At 72.2% G+C, this 16,693-nt stretch carries 16 protein-coding genes; 7 read left to right on the top strand and 9 right to left on the bottom strand.

Going from position 1 to position 16,693, the window contains the following annotated elements; translation table 11 throughout:
• The first annotated feature begins 83 nt into the window (after nt 1-83).
• Both ftsH and folE read left to right on the top strand, forming a co-directional pair.
• On the top strand, nt 84-2,105 hold the full coding sequence (gene ftsH / locus ABZ693_RS20710; RefSeq protein ID WP_359879170.1) for an ATP-dependent zinc metalloprotease FtsH: 2,022 nt from the start codon (nt 84-86) through the stop codon (nt 2,103-2,105).
• A gap of 133 nt (nt 2,106-2,238) precedes the next feature.
• Entirely contained in the window at nt 2,239-2,844 is a 606-nt protein-coding gene (folE, locus tag ABZ693_RS20715; RefSeq protein WP_359879173.1) for a GTP cyclohydrolase I FolE, read from the top strand.
• Between the two features lie 90 nt (nt 2,845-2,934).
• Here the strand turns inward: folE and ABZ693_RS20720 are convergent, their stop codons facing one another.
• From ABZ693_RS20720 to ABZ693_RS20745, 6 genes are all read right to left on the bottom strand, one after another.
• Nucleotides 2,935-3,423 carry a DUF3180 domain-containing protein gene (locus ABZ693_RS20720; RefSeq protein ID WP_359879176.1) on the bottom strand — a complete coding sequence of 163 codons (489 nt, stop codon included), beginning with the start codon at nt 3,421-3,423 and terminating at the stop codon, nt 2,935-2,937.
• A 49-nt stretch (nt 3,424-3,472) separates the two neighbouring features.
• Nucleotides 3,473-4,072: a 2-amino-4-hydroxy-6-hydroxymethyldihydropteridine diphosphokinase gene (folK, locus tag ABZ693_RS20725; RefSeq protein ID WP_359879178.1), complete on the bottom strand. Its 600-nt coding sequence runs from the start codon at nt 4,070-4,072 to the stop codon at nt 3,473-3,475.
• Nucleotides 4,069-4,428: a dihydroneopterin aldolase gene (folB, locus tag ABZ693_RS20730; protein WP_359879181.1), complete on the bottom strand. Its 360-nt coding sequence runs from the start codon at nt 4,426-4,428 to the stop codon at nt 4,069-4,071. Before folB ends, folK begins: the two co-directional genes overlap by 4 nt.
• Nucleotides 4,429-4,664: 236 nt before the next feature.
• Complete coding sequence (locus ABZ693_RS20735) at nt 4,665-5,207, bottom strand: nuclear transport factor 2 family protein (RefSeq protein ID WP_359879319.1); 543 nt, start codon at nt 5,205-5,207, stop codon at nt 4,665-4,667.
• A gap of 110 nt (nt 5,208-5,317) precedes the next feature.
• Entirely contained in the window at nt 5,318-6,181 is an 864-nt protein-coding gene (gene folP, locus ABZ693_RS20740) for a dihydropteroate synthase (RefSeq protein WP_359879184.1), read from the bottom strand.
• A 34-nt stretch (nt 6,182-6,215) separates the two neighbouring features.
• Nucleotides 6,216-8,093 (bottom strand): phosphatidylglycerol lysyltransferase domain-containing protein, encoded by a 1,878-nt coding sequence (locus ABZ693_RS20745; protein WP_359879186.1) that lies wholly within the window; start codon nt 8,091-8,093, stop codon nt 6,216-6,218.
• A 177-nt stretch (nt 8,094-8,270) separates the two neighbouring features.
• Here ABZ693_RS20745 and ABZ693_RS20750 point away from each other — a divergent pair, with 177 nt between their 5' ends.
• Nucleotides 8,271-9,383 (top strand): alpha/beta hydrolase, encoded by a 1,113-nt coding sequence (locus tag ABZ693_RS20750; protein ID WP_359879188.1) that lies wholly within the window; start codon nt 8,271-8,273, stop codon nt 9,381-9,383.
• On the opposite strand, the gene ABZ693_RS20755 is transcribed toward ABZ693_RS20750, so the two are convergent.
• Nucleotides 9,370-10,452 (bottom strand): ABC transporter ATP-binding protein, encoded by a 1,083-nt coding sequence (locus ABZ693_RS20755; protein ID WP_359879191.1) that lies wholly within the window; start codon nt 10,450-10,452, stop codon nt 9,370-9,372. The genes ABZ693_RS20750 and ABZ693_RS20755 overlap by 14 nt on opposite strands.
• A 151-nt stretch (nt 10,453-10,603) precedes the next feature.
• Between ABZ693_RS20755 and ABZ693_RS20760 the strand changes: the two genes are divergently transcribed.
• The 4 genes from ABZ693_RS20760 to ABZ693_RS20775 all read left to right on the top strand — a co-directional run bounded on the left by ABZ693_RS20760 (nt 10,604) and on the right by ABZ693_RS20775 (nt 14,327).
• Complete coding sequence (locus ABZ693_RS20760) at nt 10,604-11,320, top strand: ABC transporter permease (RefSeq protein WP_359879194.1); 717 nt, start codon at nt 10,604-10,606, stop codon at nt 11,318-11,320.
• A 1-nt stretch (nt 11,321) separates the two neighbouring features.
• Nucleotides 11,322-12,077: an ABC transporter permease gene (locus ABZ693_RS20765; RefSeq protein WP_359879197.1), complete on the top strand. Its 756-nt coding sequence runs from the start codon at nt 11,322-11,324 to the stop codon at nt 12,075-12,077.
• Nucleotides 12,070-13,071: an ABC transporter substrate-binding protein gene (locus ABZ693_RS20770; RefSeq protein ID WP_359879200.1), complete on the top strand. Its 1,002-nt coding sequence runs from the start codon at nt 12,070-12,072 to the stop codon at nt 13,069-13,071. The genes ABZ693_RS20765 and ABZ693_RS20770 overlap by 8 nt, the downstream gene beginning before the upstream one ends.
• 131 nt (nt 13,072-13,202) lie before the next feature.
• A complete protein-coding gene (locus tag ABZ693_RS20775; RefSeq protein ID WP_359879203.1) occupies nt 13,203-14,327 on the top strand; it encodes a hypothetical protein in 1,125 nt (374 codons plus the stop codon).
• Between the two features lie 113 nt (nt 14,328-14,440).
• Here ABZ693_RS20775 and ABZ693_RS20780 read toward each other — a convergent pair whose 3' ends face one another.
• Nucleotides 14,441-15,598 (bottom strand): NADH-quinone oxidoreductase subunit D, encoded by a 1,158-nt coding sequence (locus ABZ693_RS20780; protein WP_359879205.1) that lies wholly within the window; start codon nt 15,596-15,598, stop codon nt 14,441-14,443.
• Nucleotides 15,599-15,603: 5 nt separating this feature from the next.
• Complete coding sequence (locus ABZ693_RS20785) at nt 15,604-16,641, bottom strand: SAM-dependent methyltransferase (protein WP_435842486.1); 1,038 nt, start codon at nt 16,639-16,641, stop codon at nt 15,604-15,606.
• Between the last annotated feature and the right edge of the window lie 52 nt (nt 16,642-16,693).

Raw genomic sequence — 16,693 nt, forward strand, 5'->3', positions numbered from 1 at the left:
ACCGCAGCTCTTCACAGCAGCATTTCCCTAACAGCATTCACCTACGGGCAGGAGGGACGGGGCGCCGCTTACGCCCCGTATGGATGGACGTGAAGCGATACTTCCGTGGGCCGGTCATGTGGATCGTGCTGGCCGTCCTCGCCGTGGTCGTGCTGATGCAGGTCGTCGGCTCGTCCGAGGGCTACAAGACGGTGGACACCGGCAAGGTCGTCCAGGCGATCGACAAGAACCAGGTCAAAACCGCAAAGATCACCACCGGTGACGAACAGGTCGTGAAGATCGACCTCGTCGACGGTGTCCAGATCAACAAGAGCAGCAAGGTCCAGGCCAACTACATCGGCACCCAGGGTGTCACGCTGGCCGACAAGCTCCAGGAGAAGTTCGAGGCCGGGCAGCTCAAGGAGGGCTACACGGTCTCTCCGACGAAGCAGTCCCCGTTCGTCTCGGTCCTGCTCTCCCTGCTGCCCTTCGTCCTCATCGTGGTCGTCTTCCTCTTCCTGATGAACCAGATGCAGGGCGGCGGCTCCCGAGTCATGAACTTCGGGAAGTCCAAGGCCAAGCTGATCACCAAGGACACCCCGAAGACGACCTTCGCGGACGTCGCCGGTTCCGACGAGGCCGTCGAGGAACTCCACGAGATCAAGGAATTCCTCCAGGAGCCAGCCAAGTTCCAGGCCGTCGGCGCCAAGATCCCGAAGGGTGTGCTGCTCTACGGCCCGCCCGGAACGGGCAAGACCCTCCTCGCCCGCGCCGTCGCCGGCGAGGCCGGAGTGCCGTTCTACTCGATCTCCGGCTCCGACTTCGTCGAGATGTTCGTCGGTGTCGGCGCCTCCCGTGTCCGCGACCTCTTCGAGCAGGCCAAGGCCAACGCCCCGGCCATCGTCTTCGTCGACGAGATCGACGCGGTCGGCCGTCACCGCGGCGCCGGCCTCGGCGGCGGCCACGACGAGCGCGAGCAGACCCTCAACCAGCTGCTCGTCGAGATGGACGGCTTCGACGTGAAGGGCGGCGTCATCCTGATCGCCGCCACCAACCGGCCCGACATCCTCGACCCGGCCCTCCTGCGCCCCGGCCGCTTCGACCGGCAGATCGCCGTCGACCGCCCGGACATGCAGGGCCGTCTGGAGATCCTCAAGGTCCACCAGAAGGGCAAGCCGGTCGCCCCGGACGTCGACCTCGGCGCCGTCGCCCGCCGCACCCCCGGCTTCACCGGTGCCGATCTGTCCAACGTCCTCAACGAGGCGGCGCTCCTCACCGCCCGCTCGGACAAGAAGCTGATCGACAACGCGTCGCTCGACGAGGCCATCGACCGCGTGGTCGCCGGTCCGCAGAAGCGGACCCGGATCATGTCGGACAAGGAAAAGAAGATCACCGCGTACCACGAGGGCGGACACGCCCTGGTCGCGGCGGCCTCCCCGAACTCCGACCCGGTCCACAAGATCACCATCCTGTCCCGCGGCCGGGCCCTGGGCTACACCATGGTCCTGCCCGACGAGGACAAGTACTCGACCACGCGCAACGAGATGCTCGACCAGCTCGCCTACATGCTGGGCGGGCGCGCCGCCGAGGAACTGGTCTTCCACGACCCGACCACCGGCGCCGCGAACGACATCGAGAAGGCCACCGCCACGGCCCGCGCGATGGTCACGCAGTACGGCATGACCGAGCGGCTCGGCGCCATCAAGTTCGGCGGCGACAACACCGAGCCCTTCCTCGGCCGCGAGATGGCGCACCAGCGCGACTACTCGGAAGAGGTCGCCGCGCTGGTCGACGAAGAGGTCAAGAAGCTCATCGAGACCGCGCACAACGAGGCGTGGGAGATCCTGGTCGAGAACCGCGACGTCCTCGACAACCTGGTCCTGGCGCTCCTGGAGAAGGAGACCCTGGGCAAGGAGGAGATCGCCGAGGTCTTCTCGTCGATCATCAAGCGCCCGGCCCGTCCGGCCTGGACCGGTTCGGCCCGCCGTACGCCCTCCACCCGCCCGCCGGTGCTCTCGCCGAAGGAGCTGGCCCTGACCAACAGCGCCAACGGCTCCTCCACGACGCCGCCGGTGGACACCACCAAGACGATCGAGGTGACCCCCGAGGACACCCCGGACGCCTGACGCCGGACCTGAGCCGGCCGCCGGGAGACCGACGGCCGGGCCCCGGAATGGAAGCCGCGCCCCCGCAGGTTTTAGCCTGTGGGGGCGCGGCCTATTTCGCGCCATGTCAGTAGACAGACGGAACGAGGCACACATGACCGACCCGGTGACGCTGGACGGCGAGGGCACGATCGGCGAGTACGACGAGAAGCGCGCCGAGGCCGCCGTACGGGAGCTGCTGCTCGCGGTCGGTGAGGACCCGGACCGCGAGGGCCTGCGCGAGACGCCGGCGCGCGTGGCGCGGGCGTACAAGGAGCTGTTCGCGGGCCTCTGGCAGAAGCCGGAGGAGGTGCTCACCACGACCTTCGACCTGGGCCACGACGAGATGGTCCTGGTGAAGGACATCGAGCTGATGGCGACCTGTGAGCATCATCTGCTCCCGTTCCACGGGGTGGCGCACATCGGCTACATCCCGGCGGAGTCCGGGAAGATCACCGGCCTGTCGAAGCTGGCCCGCCTGGTCGACGTCTTCGCCCGCCGTCCCCAGGTCCAGGAGCGGCTGACCACGCAGATCGCCGACTCGCTCATGGAGATCCTGGAAGCCCGCGGCGCGATCGTCGTGATCGAGGCCGAGCACATGTGCATGACCCTGCGCGGCGTCCGCAAGCCCGGCGCGAAGACGACCACCTCGGCCGTCCGCGGCCAGCTCCGGGACGCGACCACGCGCGCCGAGGCGATGTCCCTGATACTGGCGCGCTGATCCGCGGCGGATCGGCGTCCCCGTGACGAAGCCCCTGGGGCCGGCCTGACCGGTCGGCCCAGGGGCTTCGTCGTGCCGTATGGCGGTGGGTCAGGAGACCGGGGCGCGGCCCGGGGTGTCGTGGTCGTCGTCCTCCGGGAGCTTGCAGACGCGCTCCAGGAAGAGGGCGGCGGCGATGACGCCGATGCCCGCGACGACGGAGAGGCCCGCGTAGAGGGCCTGGTCGCGGCGGGCGGGGATGTCGAGGGAGCCGAGCAGGAAGACGCCGATGCCGCCGTACAGGCCGGCGACGAGGGCGGCGACGAGCGCGCTGGCCTGGCCGAAGACGACGGCGCGGGCGGCCATCAGCGGTTCGACGCCCTTGGCACCGGGACGGCGCTCGCGCTGGGCCTTGAGCCGGGCGCGGAGCGAGAGGGCCGTGGCGGTGAGGACGACGGCGATGACCGCGAGCACGATGGGCGCGGCGAGCGGCACGCTGGGGAGCGTGCCGAGCGCGTCCCAGAGGCGGGTGGCGCCCCAGGAGAGGATGCCGGCGGCGACGAACAGTCCGGCGAGCACCTTGAGCCGCAGTTGTTTCACCGGGTGTCCTTCGTCGGGGCGGGCGGACGGTCTCTGACGAGATTAACGACTACTCGGGCAGCCGCAGTTCCAGGTCGCCGCGCGCCACGATGCCGTCGCGGCCGACGGCGGCGAGCAGGTCGGCGACGGTGCCGTGACCGGGCAGCGCGGCGTCCGGGGCGACGTCGTGCCACGGGGCGAGGACGAACGCGCGCAGGTGGGCCCGCGGGTGCGGGAGGGTGAGGACCGGATCGTCGGAGACGACATCGGCGTACGTGATGATGTCGACGTCGATCGTGCGGGCGCCCCAGCGCTCGTCGCGGACCCGGTCGAAGGCCTCCTCGATCGCCTGGGCCCGCTCCAGGAGCGAGGACGGCGGCAGGGTGGTCTTCACGAGGACGACGGCGTTGAGGTACGAGGGCTGGGTGCCGGGCTCGACGCCCCAGGGCTCGGTCTCGTAGACGGGGGAGACGGCCTTCACCCGGAGGCCGGGGGTGTCCTCCAGCGCGTCCACGGCGCCCTGGAGGGTCTCCAGGCGGTTGCCGAGGTTCGAGCCGAGGGCGAGGACGGCCCACTTCGGGTTCGAGAGGGTGATGTCGGCCGCGTCGACGGCCGCGGTGACGGCGGCCGGGACGGGCTGCACGGTGGGATCACTCTGCGGGTGCTTCATGCGCGGCTCCGGGTGATGGTGACGGTCACGTCGTCGAAGGGGACGGTGATCGGTGCGTCCGGCTTGTGGACCACGACCTCGACCTCCTCGACCTCGGCGTGCTTGAGGCACTGTTCGGCGATGCGCTCGGCGAGGGTCTCGACGAGGTCGACGGGCTCGCCCCGGACGATCTCCACGACCTCCTCGGCGACGATGCCGTAGTGGACGGTCTTCGTCAGGTCGTCGTCGGCGGCGGCTGGGCGGGTGTCGAGGCCGAGCGTGACGTCGACGATGAAGGTCTGGCCCTCCTCGCGCTCCTTGGGGAAGACGCCGTGATGCCCTCGGGCCTTGAGGCCGCGCAGCGCGACACGATCCACGCGAATCACTCCTGCCTGTCGTACCTGTCGTGCGTTCGGTTTGGCCAGCTCCGGCCCGTTCGGACGGCCGGGTGTCCACCGTCGAATCTACCTGCGGGGTCCGACGGCCGGGCCGGGGGCTCTGGCCCGGACCGCGACCCCGTCCGGCTCTGCTGCTCTGACCTGCGCTTTTGCGGGGCGTGTGAACGGCCGTCGCGGTGGGTGGTGCCGCAGGTGCGTCAGGTGAGGCCGTGGCCTCAGGTGGTCAGGGGGCCGCCGGCGTCGTCTGGATGGTCCGGATTGCCGGTGTCATCCGCATCCGTCTCCGGGATGACCGGAGAACCGTGGTGGGACCACACCTTCCACCCGTCGGGCGCACGGCGGAAGACATTCGTCGCGACGACGAGCTGCCCGACGAGCGGGCCGAGCGCGGCACCGTCCTCGGCGGGCCCGCCGCTGAGGATGTTCTCGGTACAGGTGAGCACGGCGATGTCGTCGGCGAGCGAGATCTCGACGTCGGTGAGGAAGAACTGGATGTAGTCCGTGTTCGCCATGATCAGGGCGTACGAGCGGAGCACCTCGCCGCGCCCGCTGAGCACGGGCCAGCCGGGGTGGACGCAGGAGACGGGGGTGCCGCCGTCGTCGAGCCAGAGGTCGCTGACGGTGTCGAAGTCGCCCTGTTCCACGGCCTCGTAGAAGGCGGTGTTGGCGGCCTCCACGGCCGCCCGGTCCGCTGCCCGGTGGCCGCCGCCGGCCCGCCCGTGGCCCGTACCCCTGTCCCGGCCCGCACGCCCATACAGGCCCGCGTCGTCGTCCCGGCCCGCGTCGTGGTCCCGGCCCGCGTCGTGGTCCCGGCCGCGCCCGGCGCCCGCGCCCGTGTCCCGGCTGTCTGAGTCCCCGCGGCCGCCGGTCACCGGGCTCCTTCGACGGCTCTGGCGACCCGTACGGCGTCGGCGGTGGCCCGCACCTCGTGGACCCGGACGGCCCAGGCGCCCTCGTGGGCGGCGAGGGCGGAGACCGCGGCGGTGGCGGCGTCGCGCTCGCGCGCGGGCGGCGGGGCGGCGCCCTCGTGGGTGGTGAGGACATGGCCGAGGAAGCGCTTGCGCGAGGCGGCGACGAGCAGCGGCCGGCCGAGGGCGCGCAGCTCGGGGAGGTGCGCGACGAGCGCGAGGTCGTGCGGGGCGAGCTTGGCGAAGCCGAGGCCGGGGTCGACGATCAGCCGCTCGGGGGCTATGCCGCCGTCGACGACGGCCTCCATACGCGCGCGAAGCTCGGCGACGACCTCGCCGACGACGTCCTGGTAGACGGCGCGGCTGTTCATGGTGTCGCTGAAGCCGCGCCAGTGCATGACGACGAACGGGACCTCGGCGGCGGCGACGGCGGGGACCATGGCGGGGTCGGCGAGGCCGCCGCTGACGTCGTTGACGAGGGCGGCGCCGGCGGCCACCGCCCGGGCGGCGACGGAGGCGCGCATGGTGTCGACGGAGACCGTGACGCCCTCGGCGGCGAGGCCGCGGACGACGGGGACGACGCGGCGGAGTTCCTCGTCCTCGTCGACGCGGGGCGCGCCCGGCCGGGTGGACTCGCCGCCGACGTCGACGAGGTCGGCACCCTGGGCGACGAGGTCGAGGCCGTGCTTGATGGCGGCCGTGGTGTCGAACCAGCGCCCGCCGTCGGAGAAGGAGTCGGGGGTCACGTTGACCACGCCCATGACCGCGCAGCGGTCCCACTCCGGCAGGCCGAGGGCCGTGCCCCGGTCGATCGTCGTACTCATGCCTCCAGCGTAGGGGGTGGTTTCCGGCCGCGTTTCAGGCCGCGCGCATCTCCTGGTCGGAGGAGGTGGGGGTGAGGTGGGCACAGGGCTGCGGGCCGCGGGCGCGGGAGCGGCGGGCGAAGAGCCGGGGGAGCGGCAGGGAGACGTTCACGAAGCCCTCGGCCTGCATGGCGGCGAAGCCGATGCGGGGCAGGTCGCTGCTCTTGCGGTAGACGACGAAGCGGGGCTCCCAGCGTGGCTGGAACTTGGCGTTGAACTTGTACAGCGACTCGATCTGGAACCAGCGGGAGAGGAAGACGAGCAGCCCGCGCCACATCCGCAGGACGGGTCCGGCGCCGATCTTCTCGCCGCGGGCCAGGGCGGCGCGGAACATGGCGAAGTTGAGGGAGATCCGCTCGATGCCGAGGCGGGGGGACTGCTGGAGGGCGGCGACGATCAGGAGTTCGTTCATGCCGGGGTCGGCGGCGCGGTCGCGGCGCATGAGTTCGAGCGACATGCCGTCGGGGCCCCACGGGACGAAGTGGATGATCGCCTTCAGGTCGCCGTACGGGGAGGCGGAGCCGTCCCCGGCGCCGCCGGCCCCGTCGGGGCCCTCGGCGTCGTCTTTGTGGGCGGTCGCTATCACCGCGTCCCCGTCGCCGGGGCCGCCGATGCGGCCGAGGGCCATGGAGAAGCCGCGCTCGGTGTCGGTGCCGCGCCAGTCCTCGGCGGCGCGGCGGATCCGGGCGAGCTCGCCGTCGCTGAGGTCGCGGACACGGCGGACCTTGGTGGTGTAGCCGTTGCGCTCGATGCGCTTGACCATCTGGCGTACGTTGCGCATCGCGCGGCCGGACAGGGAGAAATCGGCGACGTCGACGATGGCCTCGTCGCCGAGTTCGAGTGCGTCGAGGCCGGTCTCGCGGGTCCAGACCTGGCCGCCGGTCTCGGAGCAGCCCATGACGGCGGGGGTCCAGGAGTGCGCCTTGGCCTCGTCCATGAAGCGTTCGATGGCGCCGGGCCAGGCCTCGACATCGCCGATGGGGTCGCCGCTGGCGAGCATGACGCCGGAGACGACGCGGTAGCAGACGGCGGCCTTGCCGCTGGGGGAGAAGACGACGCCCTTGTCGCGGCGGAGCGCGAAGTGGCCGAGGGAGTCGCGGGCGCCGTGCTGCGCGAGCAGGGCGCGCAGCCGGGTCTCGTCGTCCTCGGTGAGCCGGGCGGCCGGGTGCTCGGGGCGGAAGGCGAGGTACGCGGTGGTGAGGGCGGTCAGCATGCCGAGGGCGCCGAGGGAGTAGCCGACGGTCCAGTCGGTGTCGCCGGTGTAGGCGACGGGGCCCTCGAAGCCGAACAGGCCGTACAGGACGTGTTCGAGGCGGTCGGTGAGGCTGGGGCTGCCGACCACGCGGCGCGGGTGGGCGCTGACGATGACCAGGCCGAGGACGATCGAGCCGGCGCCCATGAGGACGAAGTTGGCGACCGCGCGCCAGCGGCTGCGGGGGTCGGGCAGCGCCGCGAACTGGCCGCGGTGCCGGACCAGCAGCGCGAGGAGCGCGAGCGACAGCACGGCGCCGGTGACGGAGTGCCGCCAGGCGAACTGGGCGACGGCCCCGAGCGGCAGCAGCACGACGGCGGCACGCCAGGCGCGGCGCTTGTCGCGCTTGAGGCCGTGCGCGAGGAGCAGCAGCAGGATGCCGACGCTGAGCGACAGGGCCGCGGAGAGCGGCCCGAGCGTGCCGGGGAGGACCTCGGCGACGGCGTGCATCCGGCTGGCGCGGAAACGGGGGAAGACCCCCGCCGCGACATCGATCAGACCGATCAGCGTGCAGGCCGTACCGACGAGTGCGGGGACCCTTTCGGGGCGTGGCCCGCGCACGATCCGGCGCAGGCGACCCGGAACCGATCCTGACTTGTCCCCATCTACCGTGACAGACATCGCTTCCCGTGCTTCCCGTCGTTCCGCGAGTAATCGTTGATCCAGCGGTGGCCACAAGGTGCTTTTCGGGCCGTACCGGAGGTTTGCGCCCTCTAGGACGGAACAGCGGTGGGGCGGGTTCACTCCGCCGTCAGGGAAATTTCCGGGGAAGACCAGGGTAGAAAGCTCAGGCGTCACATGGGTCTCACCAGTAACTACGTTCTCGCCCTAGCGGTCACCGCGGCAGTCGTGCTGTTCATCGCCACCGTGTGGCTCTGGCCGCGCCTCGCGCGCGCCGGCTGGCGCACGGTCTTCGGCCGGATCGCGCTGCTGCTCGCCACCCAACTGGCCCTGTTCGCGTCGGTCGGTCTGGCGGCCAACAATTCCTTCCTCTTCTACGGATCCTGGGCGGACCTGTTCGGCCAGGAGCAGGGCATGGGCGAGGTCGTCACCCATGCGGCCGGATCCAGAGAGGTGAAGGTCGTCGGACGCCAGGCCCTGGACGTCCCCGGCGGCGGCAGCCCCGCCGTCGGCGGGCAGATACAGAAGGTCGTGATAGCCGGGCAGGAGACCGGCATCACCTCACCGGCGTACGTGTACCTGCCCCCCGAGTACTTCCAGCACCGCTACGCCAAGGCGACGTTCCCGGCGGCCGTCGTGCTCACCGGATATCCGGGGACGGCGGAGAACCTGCTGAAGGGGCTGCACTACCCGAAGACCGCCTACGAGCAGGTCAAGAGCGGCCGGATGCGGCCCATGATCCTGGTGATGCTGCGCCCGACCGTGGCACCGCCCCGTGACACCGAGTGCGTGGACGTGCCGAACGGGCCGCAGACCGAGACCTTCTTCGCCGAGGACCTGCCGACGGCGATCTCGGCGACGTACCGGGTCGGGACCCAGGCCCGGAACTGGGGCTTCATGGGGAACTCGACCGGCGGCTACTGCGCCCTGAAGATCGCGCTGCACCACCCGGACCGGTTCGCGGCCGCCGCCGGCTTCTCCGCGTACTACAAGGCCGCGGACGACGTGACGACCGGTGACCTGTTCCACGGCGACGAGGCCGCGCGCAAGCGGGCGGACCTGCTGTGGAGCCTGGACCACGTGCCGCCGCGGAAGGTGTCGTTCCTGGTGACGACGTCGCGGCACGGCGAGGACAACCTGAAGCCGACGATGGCCTTCATCCGGAAGGTGCGGCCGCCGGCCCAGGTGGCCTCGATCGTGCTGCCCAGCGGCGGCCACAACTTCAACACCTGGAACCGGGAGATCCCGCCGGGCCTGGTGTGGATGAGCCGGCAGCTCAGCGCGGACTGACACCGTCGGTGGTGCGGCGGCGCAGCGCCCGGTGCACGCCGGCGGTGGTGAGGGTGCCGAGGACCCGGGCGGGGTCGCCGGGGGCGTGCACGGCGATCACGCCCGCGTCGTCCTGGAGGAGGGCGGCGAGGGCGTCCTGGAGGGAGGCCCCGAGGGGGACGCGCGGCGCGCCGGGGACGGGGGGCTCCCCGAGGGGAGTCTTCTGTACGGGGAGGGGTACGGGCGCGGGTACGGGCCCGGGGGCAGCCGGACCGGCCACCGGGTCGAGGTCGGCCTCGGTCAGCGGGGTGACGGCGAGCCGCCGCAGCGCGCGGTCCGCGCCGACGAAATCGGCGACGTACGGGTTCGCCGGGGCGCCCAGCACGGTGGCCGGGGTGTCGAACTGCTCGATGCGGCCCTGCCCGTAGACCGCGATCCGGTCGCCGAGCCGGACCGCCTCCGCCAGGTCGTGCGTGACGAGCAGCACCGTTTTGCGGACGGTGGCCTGGAGGTTCAGGAACTCGGTCTGGAGCCGCTCGCGCACCACCGGGTCGACGGCGCCGAACGGCTCGTCCATGAGGAGCACCGGCGGATCGGCGGCGAGCGCGCGGGCCACTCCGACCCGCTGCCGCTGCCCGCCCGAGAGCTGCTCGGGGTAGCGGTGACCGTAGAGGCCGGGATCGAGGCCGACCAGGTCCAGCAGCTCGGCGGCCCGCTCGCGGGCCCGCGCCTTCTTCCAGCCGAGCAGGGCGGGGACGGTGGCGGTGTTGTCGAGGACGGTGCGGTGCGGGAAGAGGCCGACCTGCTGGATGACGTAGCCGATGGTGCGGCGCAGCCGGACCGGGTCGACGCCGGCGACGTCCTCGCCGCCGAGCAGGACACGGCCCGCGTCGGGCTCGACCAGCCGGTTCACCATCTTCATCGTGGTCGTCTTGCCGCAGCCGGACGGGCCCACGAGCGTGACCAGCTCCCCCTCGGCGACGTCGAAGGAGAGGTCGTCGACGGCCGTCGTTCCCCCCGCGCCGCCGGCTCCGTCCCTCGCGTTCGGGCCGTCGGGGTACCGCTTGGTCACGTGCTCGAACCGGATCATGGGACCCCATTCTGACCCCGGCTCCGCGCGGTGTGAAGAAAGTATCCACAGGGCGTAGGGGGCTTGTCAGTGGTGAGGAATAGGGTCGCCAGAAGCGGTGATCGATGCGACGGTTGACCGCGAGCGCGCGGTGACGGGGGTGAAACGGCGCATGGCCGAGGCGAACTGCCTGGTGACGAACGACTGGATCTGCGGGGAGTATCTGCGCACCCGCGCCCAGGAGTTGACAGACGCCACCCTCCAGCACATCGGCATCACCGCCGTGTCGGTGCTGCTCGGCATCGTCGTCGCGTTCCCGCTCGCCCTGCTCGTACGGGCCCGGCCGCGCCTCGCCGGCCCGGTCCTCGCGCTCACCACGCTCCTCTACACGATCCCGTCGCTCGCGATGTTCTCGCTGCTCCTGCCGCTCTTCGGCCTGTCGTCGGCGCTCGTCGTCACCGGCCTCGTGCTGTACGCGCTGACGATCCTGGTCCGCGGCGTCCTGGCCGGCCTCGCCGCCGTGCCCGCCGAGACCCGCGAGGCGGCGCGCGGCATGGGATACGGGCCGGGCCGCCTGCTGTGGGAGGTCGAACTGCCGCTCGCGCTGCCCGCCCTGATGGCCGGTATACGGATGGCGACGGTCTCCACGATCGCGCTCACCACGGTCGGCTCGCTCGTCGGCCGCGGCGGCCTCGGCAATCTGATCGAGGACGCGCTGCCCACGTTCTTCAAGGCCCAGGTCCTGACCGCCGCCGTCCTGTGCGTGCTGCTCGCCGTCGCCGCCGACCTGCTGCTGCTCGGCCTCCAGCGGCTGCTCACCCCCTGGAATCGGCCGCCCCGGCCGGCTCGCCGGCGGACGGCCGCCGTCCGGCCCGGGGAAGGCGGCTGACATGGGTGTGCTCACGGACGCGTGGACCTGGCTGGCCACCGGCGCGCACTGGACCGGCGAGGACGGGGTCGGACACCGGCTCGCCGAGCATCTCTACGTCAGCGGCGCCGCGCTGCTGTTGGCCTCGGCCGTCGCCCTGCCGCTGGGCCTGTGGCTCGGGCACCTCGGGCGCGGCGGCACGCTCGCCGTCAACATCTCCAACGCCGGCCGGGCCGTTCCCGTCTTCGCGGTCCTCGCCCTGTTCATGGTCTCGCCGCTGCGCAACGCCGGCTATCTGCCGACGGTCATCGCGCTCGTGCTGTTCGCGATACCCCCGCTGCTCACGCATGCGTACGTGGGCGTTCGGGAGGTGGACCGCGCGGTCGTCGAGGCCGCCCGGGGCATGGGCATGTCCGGCGGGCAGCTCTTCCGCGCCGTGGAACTGCCGCTCGCCCGCCCGATGCTGATGACCGGTCTGCGCTCGGCGGCGGTGCAGGTCGTGGCCACCGCGACCCTCGCGGCGATGGTCGGTCTGGGCGGCCTCGGCCGGATCATCACGGCCGGGTTCAACACGTACGACACCCCGCAAGTCGTCGCCGGAGCCGTGCTCGTGGCCGCGCTCGCGCTCCTGGTCGAAGGGGCGCTGGTGGCCGCCGACCGGCTCGGCGGCCGGCTGTTCGGCCGCGCCGGGGGCCGGGCCGGGAGCCGCGCCGGAAGCCGGGCCGGCAGGCGGACCGGGGACAGGGACGCTCCTCAACAGGACAACGGGAATGGGTGATCTGGTGGGCAGGACCTCGCGCCTCATGGGTGCGGTACTGGGTGTGGCCGCGCTGACGGTCTCGCTGGCCGCGTGCGGCGGCGACAGCCTGGAGAAGTCGAAGGACGCCGGCGCGGGGAGCGGTGGCGCGGGCGGCAAGGACGGCGGCAAGGGCACGCTCGTCGTCGGCGCGGCGGCCTTCACCGAGTCGAAGGTGCTCGCCGAGCTGTACGCCCAGGCGCTGGGCGCCGCCGGATACGACGCGAGCGTCACCACGGTGAAGAATCGCGAACTGTACGAACCGTCCTTGGAGAAGGGCGAGATCGATGTCGTTCCGGAATATGCCGCGACGCTCGCCGAATTCCTCAACGCGAAGACGAACGGGCCGAAGGCGCCCGAGGAGAAGCCGGTCGCCTCCGGTGATCCGGCCGCCACCACCGCGGCGCTGAAGAAGCTCGCGGAGCCGCGCGGACTGAAGGTGCTCGCGGTCGGCGAGGCCGTCGACCAGAACGCCTTCGCCGTGAGCGCCGAATTCGCCCGGAAGAACAAGCTGAAGACGCTTTCCGATCTCGGCGCGGCCAAGCTGAAGGTGAAGATCGCGGCCGGTGACGAATGCGCGATACGGCCCTTCTGCGCACCGGGTCTGAAGAAGACCTACGGCATCGACGTGACCGGCGTCGACCCGCGGGGAGTCGGCACTCCGCAGGCCAAACAGGCCGTCAAGGACGGCGTCGACCAGATGGTTCTGACGACGACCACGGACGCCACCGTCGACTCCTTCGGACTCGTGTTCCTCGACGACGACAAGAAGCTCCAGAACGCGGACAACGTCCTGCCGGTGGTCCATGCCAAGGACGCCGGTTCGCCGGAGATAGCCGCCGCACTCGACAAGGTGACCGCCGTCCTGACAACGGCGGATCTCGCCGAACTCAACCGCAAGGTGGACGCCGAGCGCGCGAAGCCCGAGGACGTCGCCAAGGCCTATCTGGAGGCGAAGGGGCTGCTCAAGAAGTAGTCGCCGGACAAGGGGAATCGGCAGGTCCGGTCCGGTTATGGCGGCGGGCCGGACCGGCCACGACGAGAACGCGCCAAGAGTTTGCCGGGGTCGTCCCCCATACGCCGCCTACGCACGGTAAATTTCAGGCCATGCCACGTGGACGTCATCGCCATTCCCCACCCCTGCACAAGCTCCTGCCGCCCGTCGCGGTCGCCGGGGCCGCTGTCGTCTGTGCCGCGGGCGCCTGGATGTTCGGTGATGCCGTGATACTGAGGCTGCTCGTGGCCGCCGCGGCGGCCGCCGCCGTCACCGGCACGGTCCTCATGCGCAGCCGCGACCACAGCGCCGGCCGCCAGGTCGCCGAACTGACCCGGGCCCGCGCCGCCGACCAGTGGAAGACCGAGGAGCGGATCGCCGAACTCGAGTCCGACCTGGAGGAATCGCGCGAGCTGCGCGCCCGCCTCGACGCCAAGCTGCGCTCCAAGCGGGTCGAACTGGCCGGTCTGCGCAGCGAACACGCCGACCTGCTGCGCCGTTACGCCACCGCGGAGACCGAGCGCGCCAGCGCCCTCGAAGGCCGCCGGGTGCTCGCCCTGGAGAGCGGCACCGCCGCCGCCAAGACCCCGGCCGCGCTGCCGCCGGCCACCTCCACGGCCGGGTCCGCGCCCACCCCGGAGGCGTACCGCCGGGCCGCCGAGGCGCTGCTCGCCCTGGAAGCCCGTGCCGCGCGCGCCCACGCGCCGGAGCCCGCGGCCGAGCCGGCCCAGCCCGCCGAGGACGCCCAGCCCGACCAGTCGGCTCAGCCCGTCCAGTCCGCCGAATCCGCAGAGTCCGCAGAGTCCGTGGAGGACACCGCGGAGACGGCGGACGACGCTCAGGCGGAGCCCGAGGCCGAGGTCCAGGCCGAGGCCGTGACCGGTCCGGCGACGCCCGAGGCGGACCCGCACACCCAGCCGTCCGCACCGTCCGCCCTGCGCACGGTGCCCGCCGCGGCCTCGATCGTCCCGTACGCCGCCCGCCGCCCCGTGCCCCGCCCCAGCGGCGGCTTCGACTACTTCGGCACGCAGGTGGCGGCCGGCGCGAAGAAGGCCGCCGCGATCGAGGCCGCCCTGGACACCGACCTCGCCGACGTCGTCGGCGACGAGGTCCTGGCCGACGCCACCGAGCGCCCGACGGCCGAACAGCCCGCCATCGGCCAGGTCATCGACCTGACGGCGCACGACGAGACCGAGCAGCTGGACCTGACCGAGCTGCGCGGGGCGGTCAACTCGTAACGGCACCCCGACGACGTACACGTACGGCGGGAGCCGGTGGACCACCGTCCACCGGCTCCCGCCTTCTTCATGTCCGTGTGGCGCTACGTGGCGCCACTCGGCCTTACGTGGCGCTATTTATCGATGTCTCCGACCACGAAGAACAGCGAGCCCAGGATCGCCACCATGTCCGCGACCAGCGTCCCCGGCAGCAGCTCGGTCAGCGCCTGGATGTTGTTGAACGACGCCGAGCGCAGCTTGAGCCGGTACGGCGTCTTCTCGCCCTTGGACACCAGGTAGTAGCCGTTGATGCCGAGCGGGTTCTCCGTCCAGGCGTACGTGTGGCCCTCCGGCGCCTTCAGGACCTTCGGCAGCCGCTGGTTGACCGGCCCCGGCGGCAGCTCCGCCAGCCGGTCCAGACACGCGTCCGCCAGCTCCAGCGCGTTGTGCGTCTGGTCGAGGAGGCATTCGAACCGGGCCAGGCAGTCGCCCTCCGAGCGGGTCACCACCCGCAGCACGCCCTTGAGTTCCCCGTACGCCAGATACGGCTCGTCCCGGCGCAGATCGAAGTCGACCCCCGACGCGCGGGCGATCGGCCCCGACACCCCGTACTGGTGCACCGTCTCCTGCCGCAGCACCCCGACCCCGCGGGTACGGCCCCGGAAGATCTCGTTGCCGAGCACCAGCCGGTCGTACACGTCCATCCGGGAGCGCACGTCCGCGACCGCCTGCCGCGCCCGCCCGAGCCAGCCCGCCGGCAGGTCCTCCTTGAGGCCGCCGACCCGGTTGAACATGTAGTGCATCCGGCCGCCGGACACCTCCTCCATCACCGCCTGGAGCTCCTCGCGCTCCCGGAACGCGTGGAAGACCGGCGTGATGCCGCCCAGCTCCAGCGGATACGAGCCGAGGAACATCAGATGGTTCAGCACCCGGTTCAGCTCCGCGAGCAGCGTCCGCGTCCACACGGCCCGCTCCGGCACCTCCATGCCCAGCATCCGCTCGACGGCCATGACGACCCCGAGCTCGTTGGAGAACGCCGACAGCCAGTCGTGCCGGTTCGCCAGCATGATGATCTGCCGGTAGTCCCGGGCCTCGAACAGTTTCTCCGCCCCGCGGTGCATATAGCCGACGACCGGCTCGGCCTCCCGCACCACCTCGCCGTCGAGCACCAGGCGCAGCCGCAGCACGCCGTGCGTGGAGGGATGCTGCGGCCCGATGTTCAGCACCATGTCGGTGCTCTCCGCCGCGCCGCCGATGCCGACCGTCGTCTCCCGCTGCGCCCTCTGCGTCATGCCGCTCAGTATCTCGCGGGGGCGCCGATCCGCTGGACCAGCCAGAGGAAGTCGCCCAGACCGCCCGGCGCGGTCAGCTCCGCCGCCTCGCCGGCCGCCGCGAGAGCGCGCACGTAACCGGCGGGATCGGTGGAGGCCAGCGCGAGCGGGGGGCGCGCGCCGGTCACCCCGAGGGAGCGCAGCGCCTCCCGCTGGGTGACGATCTCCCCGCCACCGACATCGGGCACGCGCGCGCGTACCGCTGCCGCGCACGCGTCCAGCGCCACATGCGCGGTCAGGTCACAGCTGCCGTCCGGCACCGGCGCGACCTCCCGGCCCTCACGGAACGCCGCCAGCGTCCCGAAGGGCGGCCGCGCGGCCCGCAGGTGGGCATAGTCCACGGCGACCGCGGTCCCCGCCGCCAGCGCCCCGACCGCCGCCGCCCACGCCTCGTCCCGGCTCCGCCCGATCTCCGCCCGCTCACCCGGCTCCCCGAGCGGCCACCACCGTTCCAGCCACGCCGCGTCCGCCCCGCCCACGACCGCGCCCAGCCGCTCCGTACCGCCCGCGTCGACCTCCACGTACCGCGCCGCGCCCGCCGCGTCGACCTCGGCCACCTCCACCGGCACGTTGTCCAGCCACTCGTTGGCGAACAGCAGCCCCCGCGCCCCCTCCGGCACCCGGTCCGTCCACGTGATCCGCGGATCGAGGCCCGCGGGCCGGGCCGCGCGCTCCACCCCGTACGCCCGCACCCGCAGTCCCTCCGGCACCGCGGCCGGCCCCCCGGTGAGCAGCTCGGTGAGCAGCTCGCCGCGCCCGGCGCCCATGTCCACGAAGGCGACCTCGTCGCTGCCCAGCTCCTCGGCCGTCCGGACGAGCAGCCGGGCCACCGCGCCCGCGAACAGCGGCGACGCGTGCACCGACGTACGGAAATGACCGGCCGGCCCCTCGGGGCGCAGGAAGAACCCGCCCGGCCCGTACAGCGCCTCCTCCATCGCCGCCCGCCAGCCACGCCAGTCCCGCCCGCCCCGTCGGTCCCGCGGCCCCCGTGCCTCCCGCGTCACCCGCGTCTCCTGCCCAGGTCCCTGGCGCGTCTCGTCCCTCACGGACCCCAGT

The organism is Streptomyces laurentii, from assembly GCF_040635425.1.
Taxonomy (GTDB): domain Bacteria; phylum Actinomycetota; class Actinomycetes; order Streptomycetales; family Streptomycetaceae; genus Streptomyces; species Streptomyces laurentii.

Excerpts from the sequence above, each read along its gene's own strand:
- ABZ693_RS20755 (WP_359879191.1), bottom strand. The coding sequence starts at position 10,452 with ATGATCCGGTTCGAGCACGTGACCAAGCGGTACCCCGACGGCCCGAAC.
- folE (WP_359879173.1), top strand. The coding sequence starts at position 2,239 with ATGACCGACCCGGTGACGCTGGACGGCGAGGGCACGATCGGCGAGTAC.
- ABZ693_RS20745 (WP_359879186.1), bottom strand. The coding sequence starts at position 8,093 with ATGTCTGTCACGGTAGATGGGGACAAGTCAGGATCGGTTCCGGGTCGC.
- folK (WP_359879178.1), bottom strand. The coding sequence starts at position 4,072 with ATGAAGCACCCGCAGAGTGATCCCACCGTGCAGCCCGTCCCGGCCGCC.
- ABZ693_RS20775 (WP_359879203.1), top strand. The coding sequence starts at position 13,203 with ATGCCACGTGGACGTCATCGCCATTCCCCACCCCTGCACAAGCTCCTG.
- ABZ693_RS20760 (WP_359879194.1), top strand. The coding sequence starts at position 10,604 with ATGGCCGAGGCGAACTGCCTGGTGACGAACGACTGGATCTGCGGGGAG.
- ABZ693_RS20750 (WP_359879188.1), top strand. The coding sequence starts at position 8,271 with ATGGGTCTCACCAGTAACTACGTTCTCGCCCTAGCGGTCACCGCGGCA.
- folP (WP_359879184.1), bottom strand. The coding sequence starts at position 6,181 with ATGAGTACGACGATCGACCGGGGCACGGCCCTCGGCCTGCCGGAGTGG.
- ABZ693_RS20765 (WP_359879197.1), top strand. The coding sequence starts at position 11,322 with ATGGGTGTGCTCACGGACGCGTGGACCTGGCTGGCCACCGGCGCGCAC.
- ftsH (WP_359879170.1), top strand. The coding sequence starts at position 84 with ATGGACGTGAAGCGATACTTCCGTGGGCCGGTCATGTGGATCGTGCTG.
- ABZ693_RS20770 (WP_359879200.1), top strand. The coding sequence starts at position 12,070 with ATGGGTGATCTGGTGGGCAGGACCTCGCGCCTCATGGGTGCGGTACTG.
- ABZ693_RS20780 (WP_359879205.1), bottom strand. The coding sequence starts at position 15,598 with ATGACGCAGAGGGCGCAGCGGGAGACGACGGTCGGCATCGGCGGCGCG.